General features: G+C 72.5%; 11 protein-coding genes. 4 read left to right on the forward strand and 7 right to left on the reverse strand.

The genetic code is table 11. The annotated features are described in order from the left end of the window. Positions 1-56 precede the first annotated feature (56 nt). From hutH to NQU54_RS29190, 6 genes are all read right to left on the reverse strand, one after another. Entirely contained in the window at positions 57-1601 is a 1545-nt protein-coding gene (gene hutH, locus NQU54_RS29165; RefSeq protein WP_257633660.1) for a histidine ammonia-lyase, read from the reverse strand. Between the two features lie 573 nt (positions 1602-2174). After that, positions 2175-3374 (reverse strand): GGDEF domain-containing protein, encoded by a 1200-nt coding sequence (locus tag NQU54_RS29170; protein WP_257633670.1) that lies wholly within the window; start codon positions 3372-3374, stop codon positions 2175-2177. Between the two features lie 197 nt (positions 3375-3571). Then, positions 3572-4366 carry an enoyl-CoA hydratase/isomerase family protein gene (locus NQU54_RS29175; RefSeq protein WP_069873458.1) on the reverse strand — a complete coding sequence of 265 codons (795 nt, stop codon included), beginning with the start codon at positions 4364-4366 and terminating at the stop codon, positions 3572-3574. A gap of 224 nt (positions 4367-4590) precedes the next feature. After that, positions 4591-5928 carry a cytochrome P450 family protein gene (locus NQU54_RS29180; RefSeq protein WP_257633661.1) on the reverse strand — a complete coding sequence of 446 codons (1338 nt, stop codon included), beginning with the start codon at positions 5926-5928 and terminating at the stop codon, positions 4591-4593. 392 nt (positions 5929-6320) lie between these two features. Continuing rightward, the gene (locus tag NQU54_RS29185; protein ID WP_257633662.1) at positions 6321-7499 is read right to left on the reverse strand and encodes an adenylate/guanylate cyclase domain-containing protein; all 1179 of its coding nucleotides are present in this window, start codon (positions 7497-7499) and stop codon (positions 6321-6323) included. A gap of 145 nt (positions 7500-7644) precedes the next feature. Then, positions 7645-8526, reverse strand: coding sequence for a biotin--[acetyl-CoA-carboxylase] ligase (locus tag NQU54_RS29190; protein ID WP_257633663.1), 882 nt, complete (start codon positions 8524-8526; stop codon positions 7645-7647). A gap of 233 nt (positions 8527-8759) precedes the next feature. Between NQU54_RS29190 and NQU54_RS29195 the strand changes: the two genes are divergently transcribed. From NQU54_RS29195 to NQU54_RS29210, 4 genes are all read left to right on the forward strand, one after another. Continuing rightward, a complete protein-coding gene (locus NQU54_RS29195) occupies positions 8760-10358 on the forward strand; it encodes an acyl-CoA carboxylase subunit beta (RefSeq protein ID WP_257633664.1) in 1599 nt (532 codons plus the stop codon). A 14-nt stretch (positions 10359-10372) separates the two neighbouring features. After that, the gene (locus tag NQU54_RS29200) at positions 10373-10579 is read left to right on the forward strand and encodes an acyl-CoA carboxylase epsilon subunit (protein ID WP_167501998.1); all 207 of its coding nucleotides are present in this window, start codon (positions 10373-10375) and stop codon (positions 10577-10579) included. A gap of 95 nt (positions 10580-10674) precedes the next feature. Then, positions 10675-10806: a morphogenic membrane protein MmpB gene (gene mmpB, locus NQU54_RS29205; protein ID WP_257633665.1), complete on the forward strand. Its 132-nt coding sequence runs from the start codon at positions 10675-10677 to the stop codon at positions 10804-10806. A 192-nt stretch (positions 10807-10998) separates the two neighbouring features. Next, positions 10999-11625: a Maf family protein gene (locus tag NQU54_RS29210; protein ID WP_257633666.1), complete on the forward strand. Its 627-nt coding sequence runs from the start codon at positions 10999-11001 to the stop codon at positions 11623-11625. A 113-nt stretch (positions 11626-11738) separates the two neighbouring features. Here the strand turns inward: NQU54_RS29210 and NQU54_RS29215 are convergent, their stop codons facing one another. Beyond that, the gene (locus NQU54_RS29215) at positions 11739-12185 is read right to left on the reverse strand and encodes a hypothetical protein (RefSeq protein WP_257633667.1); all 447 of its coding nucleotides are present in this window, start codon (positions 12183-12185) and stop codon (positions 11739-11741) included. Positions 12186-12536 lie beyond the last annotated feature (351 nt).

Below are 12536 nucleotides of genomic sequence, written 5' to 3' on the forward strand. Positions count from 1 at the left end.
CCGACGTCCACCGATCCGCTCGGTCCCACCCGGAGGTGTACCGGCGCCCGCCCCGTTCAGTCCAGGGGGCCCGTCACCGACTCCACGGCCCCGATCAGCTCTCCGGATCGTACGAACGCGTCCGCCGCCGCCAAGTCCGGCGCCAGATAGCGGTCCTCACCCGGTCCCTCGACGCCCGCCCGGCGCACCGCCGTCAGCACCGCCCGGCTCGCGGGCGCGGGCTCCAGCCCCGCGCGCAGCTCGATGGCGCGGGTGGCGGCGACCAGCTCGACGGCCAGGACGCGGGCCAGGCTGTCCACCGCCGTACGCAGCTTGCGCGCCGCCGACCAGCCCATCGAGACATGGTCCTCCTGCATCGCGGAGGACGGGATGGAGTCGACCGAGGCGGGCACCGCCAGCCGCTTCATCTCGCTCACCAGCGCCGCCTGGGTGTACTGGGCGATCATCAGCCCGGAGTCCACGCCCGGGTCGCCGGCCAGGAAGGGCGGCAGACCGTGGGAGCGGTTCTTGTCCAGCAGCCGGTCGGTACGGCGCTCGGCGATCGAGGCGAGGTCGGCCGCGGCGACGGCCAGGAAGTCCAGGACGTACGCCACCGGCGCGCCGTGGAAGTTGCCGTTGGACTCCACCCGCCCGTCCGGCAGCACCACGGGGTTGTCCACGGCGGAGGCCAGCTCGCGCTCGGCGACCAGCCGGGCGTGCGCGAGCGTGTCCCGGCCCGCGCCCGCGACCTGCGGGGCACAGCGGATCGAGTACGCGTCCTGGACCCGCGGCGCGTCGTCCTGGTGGTGCCCGGTGAGCCCCGAACCCTCCAGCACCCGCAGCATGTTGGCGGCGCTGGCGGCCTGCCCCGGGTGGGGGCGGATCGCGTGGAGCTCGGGCGCGAGGACGCGGTCCGTGCCGAGCAGCGCCTCCAGCGAGAGGGCGGCGGTCACATCGGCGACGGTGAACAGCCGGGCGAGATCGGCACAGGCCATGATCAGCATGCCCAGCATCCCGTCCGTGCCGTTGAGCAGCGCGAGCCCCTCCTTCTCGCGGAGCTCGACCGGCTCGATACCGTGCTCGGCCAGCAGCTCGGCCGCCGGGCGCACCGCCCCGTCGGGCCCCTCGGCCTCGCCCTCGCCCATCAGGGTCAGCGCGCAGTGGGACAGCGGCGCGAGGTCTCCGGAGCAGCCCAGCGAACCGTATTCATGCACCACGGGGGTGATCCCCGCGTTGAGGAGCGCGGCCATCGTCTGGACCACGACGGGCCGGACCCCGGTATGGCCGGAAGCGAGCGTCTTCATCCGCAGGAACATCAGCGCCCGCACCACCTCGCGCTCGACCCGCTCGCCCATGCCGGCGGCGTGCGAGCGGACGATGTTGCGCTGGAGCTGGGCGCGCAGCTCGGGGCTGATATGGCGTACGGCCAGCGCGCCGAAGCCGGTGGAGACGCCGTAGACGGGCTCGGGCTTGGCGGCGAGATCGTCGATCACCTGCCGTGCCGCGGCGACGGCCTCCAGCGCCGCCTCGGAGATCTCGATCCGCGCGGCGCCGCGGGCCACGGCGATAACGTCGTCGGCGGTTGTTCCGGAGGTACCCACCACCACAGTGTGCATATCCATATTCAGGAACCCTAGAGAGTGAATCGCCAAGTGTCACCCCGGCGGTCTTCCCCACCCCGCCCCTCCCCGACCCGGGGCCCCGCCCCGGCCCCCGCTCCTCAATCGCCGGAGAGGCTGTACGGGACCCCCACCGAAGCCCGGGGCCCCGCCCCTCAAACGCCGGAAAGGCTGAAAGCCCCCCAAGCAGACAGGTGAAACCCGGCGGCGGCCCGGCAGGGCCCCGAAGGGCGGGGAACGGCGCGACCAGCCACGACGACGCCGCAGAGAATCGACGACACGTCAGGGGCACTACAGCGGAACGCTCAGCCCGGGGCGAAGCCCCACCGACCTAAGGTCACAGCCTCACGAAGGGCCCGAGAACACAACCCCGCCCAAGCAGACAGGCGGAAACCGGAGGCGCCCAAAGGGGCGCGGGGCTGTGTCGATGTGCGGCTCCGCACGGCACTACGGCTGAACGCTCACCCCGAGACGCGGCCCCGACCCGGGGTCCGGTGGGAGCCCCCGCTTCAGCCCCTCCGGCGCTTGAGGAGCGGGGCCCGGGGCAGGGCCCCGGCCCCCCGGTCGTGGCCGCCGTCAGCGGCGCCCCCGGAAGCGCCGCCGCTCCGGGGGACGGGCGGAAGACGTGTCGGCCAGCCGGATCACCGGGTCCTCGGGCCCGCCCTCGCGGCCCGCCACGACCGGCTTGGGCGAGCGGGCCGCCTTGGCCCGGTACTGGGCCGCGTCCGCCAGGCGGAAGAGGCGGCGGGCGGACGGTACGGGCCCGATCGGATCGCCGGTGGAGGCGATGCCACAGGCGACGCCCTCGCCCATCTCCAGCTCGGCGGCCCGCCGGCACAGCTCGTCGGCGACCCGGACCACCTCGTCCGCCGGGGGCCCCACCCCCAGCAGACAGAACTCGTCGCCGCCCAGCCGGGCCACCAGCGCCCCCGGCAGCATCGCGCCACATATGGACAGCAATGAGCCGAATCGTTCCAGCAGGCGATCGCCGACCGCGTGGCCGAGGGTGTCGTTGACCCGTTTGAGGCCGTTGAGGTCGCAGACGACCAGGCTCACCACGGTGCCGTCCGCGTGATACGCCTCCAGCGCCTCGTCCAGCCGTATGTCCACCGCGCGGCGGTTGCCGAGGCCGGTCAGCGGGTCGGTGAAGGCGAGGCGGCGCGCCTCCTCCAGCCGTTCGGTCTGGGCCAGCCCGGCGGCGGTCACCGAGGCCAGCACGGTCGCGAAGTCGGCGTCGTCGCGGTCGAAGACCGGGCGTCCGACCGCTCGGGCCACGTACAGCTCGCCCCACGCCCGCCCGTGCAGCACGATCGGGGCCACCACACAGCTGCCGCGGCCGCGCCTCCGCAGGGCGGCCACCCTCCCCCAGCTGCCGCTGGGCGGGGCCCCCTGGCGGTCGTGCGGGGCCGGGCCGACCCCCACGCCCTCGGCGGTCTCGACCCAGGCGTGCGGTTCGCCGCCCGCGGCCCAGTGGTCGTGCAGGAACTCGGCGATCTCCGGGAAGTCGTGCACCGGATACGACTCGTCCTCCGGCAGCCGCTCCTCGCCCGCCATCAGCTCGCCCACGTTGACCAGGACCCGCAGCCGCCCCCGCTCGCGCTCCCACATCGAGATCGCCGCGAAGCCGCCGTCGAGGGCGCGGCGGGCCGCCTCGGCCGCCACGCCCACCGCCTCCTGCGGGGTGTGCGCCGCCGCCATCTCCTGGGCGAGCCGCACGACGGCCCGCAATCGTCCGTCGACCCCGCCGGGCCGTCTGCCGATCACCCCGTTGTCCATCACGACGGCCTCGCATTCCTCACGGCCATGCATACGTTCGCTCTGCTCTCCAGCGTAAGAACGTCGAGAACAATCCGCTGCGGGCCGTTCACCCCGGGTATCCGAGCGAACGGTCAACCCCGGCACCCCGGTGACACCGCTCGCCCCGGATCCGGGGCCACTCCCCGGATCCGGTCGGCTTCCCCGGTCCGGGTCGGCTACTCCCCCGGCCAGTTCGCGGGACGCTTCTCGTTGAACGCGGCGACGCCCTCGGCCCGGTCGCCGGAGAAGGCCACCGTCCGCCACGCCGCGTCCTCGACCTCCAGACCGGCCCGCAGATCCAGCCCCTGCCCCAGCCGCAGCGCCTTCTTGGCGGCCCGCACGCCGACCGGGGAGTTGGCGGCGATCCCCCGGGCCAGCTCCAGCGCCTCGGCCCGGTCCTCGCCCTCCGCCACGAGCCGGTCCACCAGGCCCAGCTCATGGGCCTCCGCGGCGGCCACCCGGCGCGCGGAGAAGATCAGCTCGGCGGCGCGCGCGGCGCCCACCCGGCGCGGCAGCAGCTGGGTGCCGCCGCCGCCCGGGATCACCCCGACCGACACCTCGGGCAGCCCCACCACGGCGGTGGGGTCGGCGACGATCACGTCACAGGACAGGGCCAGCTCGAAGCCGCCGCCCAGCGCATAGCCGTGCACCGCGGCGATGGCGGGCACCGGCAGCTCCAGCACCCCGGTGTAGGCGCCGCGGGAGACCGGCCGGTGCCGCATCATCTCGGCGTCGGAGAGCGAGTTGCGCTCCTTGAGGTCCGCGCCGACGCAGAAGGCCCGCTCATGGGTCGAGGTCAGCACGACGGCCCGGACGTCACGGTCCTCGGACAGTGCCGTACAGGCCGCCGCGATACCGCGCGCCATCTCCGAGGAGACCGCGTTCATGGCCTTGGGCCGGTCCAGCACCAGCTCGGCCACGAAGCCGTCCCTGCGGACCGCGACCCACTCCCCGTACCGCTGCTCACTCATCACCCACACCCTCCCGGTCAACGACCGTGAACCCACTGCCCGCGATCATTCCAGCTCCCCGGGGCGTGCGGAACCTGTGAGCCGCCCGGACGGGCCCTGAACAGATCGGCCGGAAGTCGGCCGCGGTTCGAACGACGCCCCGAAGGGGCGCGGGGAACGGCGCGACCAGCCACGACGCGGCCGCGGATGAACGACCGCACCTTGCGCCACTTCCCGCGGAGCGCTCAGCGGGCCCGCCGCCACCGGTTCAGGAAGCCGAGCAGGGACGACTGCTGCTTCTGCCGGTCCTCCGCCTGCTGCTCCAGCTCCGGCCCCGGCCCCATCAGGGCCTCGCCCTCGGAGGCCGCGTCGGTGGCGAACGGCAGCGAGATCGGCGGGATGGGCGGCGGCGGGGGCGCCCCCGCCGGCAGATCCTGCCGCTGGTCAGGCTCGCCCGGACGAGCGGGGGGCGCCGAGGTGAGCCGACCCCCCGGCCTGGCGACGGGGGCGAACCGCACCGGCAGGGTGATCACACCCCGTACGAAGATCCCGGACAGCCACTTCAGCTCCTCGATCTCCCCCGCGAGGACGAGGTCGGGGATCCGGTCCAGCAGCTTCTCCAGCGCGACGGAGGCGATCAGCCGGGCCGAGCTGCGGCCGGGGCAGGCGTGGGGGCCCGCGCCGAACGCCAGATGGGCCCGGTTGCCCTGCTTGTGTGGCGACCTCAGCAGGGCGTCCCGGTTGGTCGCCGCGAAGCTGATCATCACGGCGTCACCGGCACGCAGCCGCTTCCCGGCGAGGTTGGTGTCATGGACCGGGAAGTAGAGCCCCATGTTGGCCACCGGCGGGTCGGTCCACAGCACCTCGTCCAGGGCGTCCTCGACGAGCATGCTGCCGCCCATGAGCTCGCCCGAGAACCGCTCGTCGGTGAGCAGCACCCGCAGGGAGTTGCCGATCAGACCGGGCACCACCCCGGTCACCATCCCGATCAGCAGCAGAAGCTGCTCGATCAGCTCCTCGTCGGTCAGCCGCGCCGGATGCGCGATCAGCCAGGAGGTGATGTCGGCGCCGGGCTCACGCCGCTTGAGGTCGATCAGCTCGCGCAGCGCCGCGCCGGAGGTCCGGTCCCCGCCCGAGGGGTCCGAGCCGTCGATGAACGACGCCACGCCCCGCAGCAGCTGGTCCATGATCTCCTGCGGACAGCCGAAGAGCTGGCTGCTGACCATGATCGGGACCAGCGCGCAGTACGTCCCGATCAGCTCGGCCTCGCCCGCCTCGCAGAACTGGTCGATCAGCGAGTCGGCGATCCGCTCGACATAGTTCCGCAGTGCGGCGGAGTCGATCCGGCCGGTGGTGTCCTCGATCGCGCCGCGCAGCCGCCGGTGTTCCTCGCCGTCCACGAAGTCGACCTGCGGCCGGGGCCTGATGATGTGCGGGGCATAGCTGCCCTCGGGCAGCACGCCCTCGTTCCTGGCCCGCCAGTGACGGGGGTCCTTGGAGAAGGTCTCGGGCCGCCGCATGATCTCCAGCGCCGTGTCGTACCCCAGGCACAACATGGCCGGGACACCTGGGTCCAGCTCCACCGGCGCGAGCGGACCGTGCGCCTCGCGCAGGCGCCGGTAGACCGCGAACGGGTCTCTCCCGAACTCGGGCGCGTGGAGCGGTTCGGCACCGGACCCCGGATGGGCGGGACAGCCCTGTGGAGATAAGGCGCCCGGACGCTGAGCACTCGAATCGAAAAGCTGTGACACACGCGCTCCTGGACACCGCCGGGCCCACCCCGCGGGCGGTCGCGGACGGTGCTACTTCGACGACAGGACCTGGGATCCATCGAGTGGATCTTGCCGCACGTAGGCTAGCCCAACAGGCTTCGCTCCGCCCCCACTTCAACGATCCCGCCGCGGCCACCGGAATGATCCAGCCGAAGCCACCCGGAGCGACCCGGACGCGGCGGCCCCGCGAGCGCCGCACGGCGTCATGCGCGACGGCTCAGCAGCCACGGCTCCACGACGCCCAGACCACGCACCGGCCGCTGCCACATCGGCTGGAGCGCGAAGCGGTACGAGGGCGGCTCCTCGCCCTCCTTCTCCGCCGCGGCGGCCGCCTCCGCGGCCTCCGCCTCCGACACCGGGGCCTCCCCGGTCCGGCTCAGCTCCTCCGCGAACGCGCCGTCCACCAGGACCGCGTTCTTGGGCGCTATGGACGTCAGCCGACTGGCCAGATTCACCGTGGTGCCGAAGACATCGCCCATCCGGGTCGTGACCGTGCCGAACGCGATCCCGACCCGCAGCTCGGGCATCGTCTCGTCATGCGTCAGCGTCTCGATCAGGCGCAGCGCGATCTCGGCGGCGATGCCCGCGTCATCGGCCGCGTAGAGCACCTCGTCGCCGAGGGTCTTGATCAGCCGCCCGCCGTGCGCCGCCACCAGGTCCGCGGCCGTGGTCTCGAACGCCTCGACCAGCTCGCCGAGCTCCTCCTCCTCCAGCCGGCGGGTCAGCCGGGTGAAGCTCACCAGGTCCGCGAAGCCGACCGCCAGCCGCCGGTCCACCATCTCCACGTCGTCCGCCGCCTGCACCACCCGGCCGGTCGCGGCCGCGAGCTGACGCCGGTAGACATAGACCAGGAACTCCTCCAGTTCCGGCAGCAACAGCTCGACCAGCGGATACGCGATCTCGGTCCGGGTCATCCCGGTCTCCTGGGGATCGGTGAGCCCCTCCAGGAACGAGTCGATCTGCCAGTCGGCGAGCCGGGCGGAGGTCTGGCCGGTGGACCGCGCCACCTGGATGGCCATCGGCTCGCTCAGCAGCCCGGCCTCGACCAGACCGGACAGCCGCCGCAGCGCCAGCACATCGGCCTCGGTGAGCGCCTTGGCCTGGCCGATGTCGGCGAAGCCCATGGCCCGCCAGAAGCGGGTGGCCAGCTCGACCGAGACGCCCGCGCTGCGGGCCGCCTGGAAGGGGGTGTAGCGCCGCTCGGCGCCGAGGATCAGCTGCTCCAGCCGGAGCGCGATGGGATCCGGCTGGTCGTCCTCCTCGGGGGCCTCCGCGGCGGCGCTCTCCCGCGCCCCGGTGTCCCGTACGGCCCCGTCGGGCGCGGCGACGTCGTGCGCCTCGCGCTCCTCGGCCGTGCCGGAACCCGCGTCGTCGGCGGTCACCGTCCGCCCCCTGTCCGATCCCTGCGCACTGCCCTTCCGTTCCCTCTTCCCGGTGGGGTTTCGACTCGTCCACAGCCGCCCCGAGCTGGAGCGACCGCGACCACGATACGTCAGGTGTGCCGTAGCTCACTCTTGCGCGGGAGGGTCATTCCTCCCTGGGTACGGAGCGTAGATGCACGATGTCCCCGGCGGAGACCGGCTCCTGAACCCCGCCCTCGGTGGCCAGAACCAGCCGCCCGTCCCGGTCGATCGCGACCGCCTCGCCGACGCGCTCCCGGCCGCCCGGAAGCTCGGCGCGCACCAGGCGCCCGAGGGTCGCACAGCCCGCCGCGTAGGCGTCCTGGAGCCCGCTCGCCCCGGGGTCCCCCCCGAAGCGGCGCCACTCCCCGTACCACTCCGCGATCGAGCGCAGCACGGCCCGCAGCAGCGGATCGCGGTCGGTGGTGATCGCGTCGGCCAGGGCCAGCGACCCCGCGGTGGGCACCGGAAGTTCACCGGCGCGCAGCGAGACGTTCAGCCCCATGCCGACGACCACCGCGTCCCCGGCCCGCTCGGCGAGGATCCCGCCGAACTTCCGCTCCTCGCCCTCGACCTTCACCAGCAGGTCGTTCGGCCACTTCAGGGTGGTGTCCACGCCCGCCGTGCGGCTGAGCGCCCCGGCGGCCGCGACCCCGGCCAGCAGCGGCAGCCAGCCCCAGCGCTCGGTGGGCACGCCGGCGCCGCCGGGTCGTAGCAGGATGGAGAAGAAGAGCCCGGACCTGGCCGGGGCCGTCCAGGTGCGGTCGAGCCGGCCGCGCCCCGCGGTCTGCTCCTCGGCGATGAGCACCGCGCCCTCGGGGGCTCCGGCCCGGGCCCGGGTGACCAGATCCGTATTGGTCGAGCCGGTCGCCCGCACCACCTCGAGCTCGGTCCACAGCCCGCCGGGGCGCACCAGCCCCCGGCGCAGCGCGGCGGCGTTCAGCGGTGGCCGCTCCAGGTCCGACCAGCGGCCGTCACCTGGGCTCCCTGAGGTGTCAGAAGGCGTCATGGGGGCCAGCCTAGGGTCAGGAGGTGTGGCCAACGACGCAGTGCCACCGGGCGGTGCCGCCGATACGCTACGTGCCGGTAGCCCAGCCAGCGCAAAGCCGCCGAATGGTCCGAAAACCGCCGGAACCCCCATAGGCCCCGTCTGATCACGATCCCGAACCCTTCCCCCGTTTCCCCCCGACCCTGAAGCAGTCCGCCGTATCCACCCCCAGGACGAGCAGGAGCCGCAACCCGATGTCCACCGAGCCGGAGACCGCCCCCGAGATTCCAGACCGTCACACGACCGCGGGGAAGCTCGCGGACCTTCAGCGCCGCATCGAAGAGGCGACCCACGCGGGGTCCGCGCGCGCGGTGGAGAAGCAGCACGCCAAGGGCAAGCTGACCGCCCGCGAGCGCATCGACCTCCTCCTGGACGAGGGGTCCTTCACCGAACTCGACGAGTTCGCCCGGCACCGCTCGACCAACTTCGGCATCGACCAGAACCGCCCCTACGGGGACGGCGTGGTCACCGGATACGGCACGGTCGACGGCCGCCCGGTCGCCGTCTTCTCCCAGGACTTCACGGTCTTCGGCGGCGCGCTCGGGGAAGTGTTCGGCGAGAAGATCGTCAAGGTCATGGACTTCGCGCTGAAGACCGGCTGCCCCGTCATCGGCATCAACGACTCCGGCGGCGCCCGCATCCAGGAGGGCGTGGTCTCACTCGGCATGTACGGCGAGATCTTCCGCCGCAACACCCACGCCTCCGGCGTGATCCCGCAGATCAGCCTGGTCGTGGGCCCATGCGCGGGCGGGGCGGTCTACTCCCCGGCGATCACCGACTTCACGGTGATGATCGACCAGACCTCGCACATGTTCATCACCGGCCCCGACGTGATCAAGACGGTCACCGGTGAGGACGTCGGCTTCGAGGCGCTGGGCGGCGCCCGGACCCACAACACCACCTCCGGTGTCGCGCACTACATGGCCGGGGACGAGAAGGACGGCATCGAGTACGTCAAGACCCTGCTGTCCTACCTCCCCTCCAACAACCTCTCCCAGCCCCCGGCCTTCCCCGACGAGGCCGATCTGGAGGTCTCGGACGAGGACCGGGAGATGGACACCCTCATCCCGGACTCGGCGAACCAGCCGTACGACGTGCACAAGGCCATCGAGCACGTCCTGGACGACAACGAGTTCCTGGAGACCCAGGCCCTCTTCGCGCCCAACATCATCACCGGCTTCGGCCGGGTCGAGGGCCACCCGGTGGGCATCGTGGCCAACCAGCCGATGCAGTTCGCCGGATGCCTGGACATCGACGCCTCCGAGAAGGCCGCACGCTTCGTACGCACCTGCGACGCGTTCAACGTGCCCGTCCTGACCTTCGTGGACGTGCCCGGCTTCCTGCCCGGCACCGACCAGGAGTACAACGGCATCATCCGGCGCGGCGCCAAGCTGATCTACGCCTACGCCGAGGCCACCGTCCCGCTGATCACGGTCATCACCCGCAAAGCGTTCGGCGGCGCGTACGACGTGATGGGCTCCAAACACCTGGGCGCCGACCTCAACCTGGCCTGGCCCACCGCGCAGATCGCGGTCATGGGTGCCCAGGGCGCGGTCAACATCCTCCACCGGCGCACCATCGCCGCCTCCGACGACCCGGAGACCACCCGCGCCGAGCTGATCGCGGACTACGAAGACACCCTGCTCAATCCGTATATCGCGGCCGAGCGAGGGTATGTGGATGCTGTGATCATGCCCTCCGAGACCCGCCGCCACATCGTCCGCGGCCTGCGGACGCTGCGGAACAAGCGCGAAGCGCTGCCCCCCAAGAAGCACGGCAACATCCCCCTCTAGCGAAGGGTGTTTCCATGATCCGCATTGTCCGGGGCAACCCGACCCCCGAGGAGTTGGCCGCCGCTCTGGCGGTGGTGCAAGCGCGCGCGGCGGCCCTCACGGCCGCTGCGCACAGCGAGGACGATCCGGAGGAGTGGTCCGACCCGGCCCGCACCGTCCCCAGCCGCCGGGTGCCGCATCCGGGCCCCAAGGCATGGCGCACCACGTACTGGCCCGCTTGAGAGGAGCACGGCAGGCCGGAATGGCACCATCGCGCCGGGGCGCCTGAGTACGCGTACTCAGGCGCCCCGGCGTCCATGGCCTCAGGATCGATTCCATGCTGTGGTCCGAGCCGCCCGATGAGCCGCCCGATGAGCTGCGGCGCGCCGAGGCCATGCTCCGCCGCGCCCGCACGGTCCTGACGGTCTCCGTGCTGCTGGCGATGTGTCTCCTCGGCATGTGGCCCTGAAGCACGCGGCCCCGAAGCATGTGCCCTGAAGCACATGGCCTTGTGCCCCTGAAGCACACGCCCTTCGAGCGCGTGCTCCTGAGCCATGCGGCCGTGATCGGCGCATGGCCCTGATCCGGCCGGGATGAGGGGGCCACGGCCGGGCTCCGGCCCCTGGCCGGGCCGTTTCGGGGGCGGCTTACCCTGGTCCGCATGACTGCGCAGCGCACTCTCGTTCTCGCATCCGCCTCACCCGCCCGGCTCGGGCTGCTGCGGCAGGCCGGGCTCGCGCCGAAGGTGATCGTCAGCGGGGTGGACGAGGACGCGCTCAGCGCCGGGACACCAGCCGAGCTGGCCCGGGTGCTGGCCGAGGCGAAGGCCACCGCCGTGGCCGGGCTGCCCGGGACCGCCGGCTCCCTCGTGGTCGGCTGCGACTCGGTGCTGGAGCTCGACGGGCAGGCGCTCGGCAAACCGGCGGACGCCGAGGAGGCCACCGCCCGCTGGAAGTCGATGCGCGGCCGGACCGGGGTGCTGCGCACCGGACACTGCGTGATCGACACGGCGAACGGCCGCCGCGCCTCGGCCACCGCGTCCACCACCGTCCACTTCGGCGAGCCGACGGACGAGGAGATCGCGGCGTACGTCGCCAGCGGCGAACCGCTGCACGTGGCGGGCGCGTTCACCCTCGACGGCCGTTCGGCGCCGTTCATCGACGGCATCGAGGGCGACTCGGGGAACGTGATCGGGCTGTCCCTGCCGCTGCTCCGCCGGCTGCTGGCCGAGTTGGACGTGCGGATCACGGACCTCTGGAGCGGCCAAGGGGTGTCCGCCGGATCCTGACGCCCATGGCGGGCCGCTTCCCTCCCTCGGGGTCCGGGGCCAGGCCCGCATGGTCCGCCGAACACCCCGTGGCGGACCTCGGCTGGGGATTTTCGGCTAGGAGTTTCCCTGGATCAGGCCGGGCTGGGGGCGTCTCCACCCGCGGTCTCGGCGGAGGGCCCGGCGGTCGACTCCGCCTCGTACCCCAGGAGGGTCAGCACAATCAGCCCCAGCACCACCATCATGAACGCGAACGCCGGCCAGCCCACCAGGCCGACCGAGAACGCGCCCAACAGCCCGTGCACCACCGCACAGGTGATGAGCAGAATGCGGGCCAGGCGGCCGGGCGCGCGATCGCGCACGGCGGTGCGCAGCAGCACCACTCCGCACACCAGCAGATAGAGGCCGAAGAGGCCACCCGCGACCCAGGTGCCGACGGACATCGCGTCGGTGTCGATACCGCCCATGGACATCTGCTGACGGTCCACGACCAGGCCGAGGATCCAGTTCAGCAGCGCTATGCCGACCGCTTCGAGCATCAGCGTGACGGCCGCCACCGCGGCCACTGGTCTGCGCGCCACCGCGTTCCCCCTCCACTCTGTTGGTGCCGAAGCACGCTACTAACGGGTAAGCGCCGCGACAAGGGGTGCGGACGAGCAGAACGCCGTGGCAAAGTTTCCGCCCGGCATTCGTAGGGTTTCCACAAAGAAACGTGAAGCGCCGCAGCACGGTGTGCCGGAGAGCTTGCCCACATCGCGGACGGCACACCGGACCCGAAAACCGGGCGTACCGTGGAGCGACGGGGGTTTCGGCCATTCGCCCAACGCGAGGTTCACGCTCCGTGTGGTCAAGCTCACGCCTGGAGTCTTCTCGGCGCGAGGTGTCGCCTGTACCTAAACTCGGCTTGTTTCAAGGAGGGAGCCATCGTGCGC

The sequence above is a fragment of the Streptomyces malaysiensis subsp. samsunensis genome (assembly GCF_024519315.1).
GTDB lineage: Bacteria > Actinomycetota > Actinomycetes > Streptomycetales > Streptomycetaceae > Streptomyces > Streptomyces malaysiensis.

Excerpts from the sequence above, each read along its gene's own strand:
- hutH (WP_257633660.1), bottom strand. The coding sequence starts at position 1,601 with ATGGATATGCACACTGTGGTGGTGGGTACCTCCGGAACAACCGCCGAC.
- NQU54_RS29170 (WP_257633670.1), bottom strand. The coding sequence starts at position 3,374 with ATGGACAACGGGGTGATCGGCAGACGGCCCGGCGGGGTCGACGGACGA.
- NQU54_RS29175 (WP_069873458.1), bottom strand. The coding sequence starts at position 4,366 with ATGAGTGAGCAGCGGTACGGGGAGTGGGTCGCGGTCCGCAGGGACGGC.
- NQU54_RS29190 (WP_257633663.1), bottom strand. The coding sequence starts at position 8,526 with ATGACGCCTTCTGACACCTCAGGGAGCCCAGGTGACGGCCGCTGGTCG.
- NQU54_RS29195 (WP_257633664.1), top strand. The coding sequence starts at position 8,760 with ATGTCCACCGAGCCGGAGACCGCCCCCGAGATTCCAGACCGTCACACG.
- NQU54_RS29200 (WP_167501998.1), top strand. The coding sequence starts at position 10,373 with ATGATCCGCATTGTCCGGGGCAACCCGACCCCCGAGGAGTTGGCCGCC.
- mmpB (WP_257633665.1), top strand. The coding sequence starts at position 10,675 with ATGCTGTGGTCCGAGCCGCCCGATGAGCCGCCCGATGAGCTGCGGCGC.
- NQU54_RS29210 (WP_257633666.1), top strand. The coding sequence starts at position 10,999 with ATGACTGCGCAGCGCACTCTCGTTCTCGCATCCGCCTCACCCGCCCGG.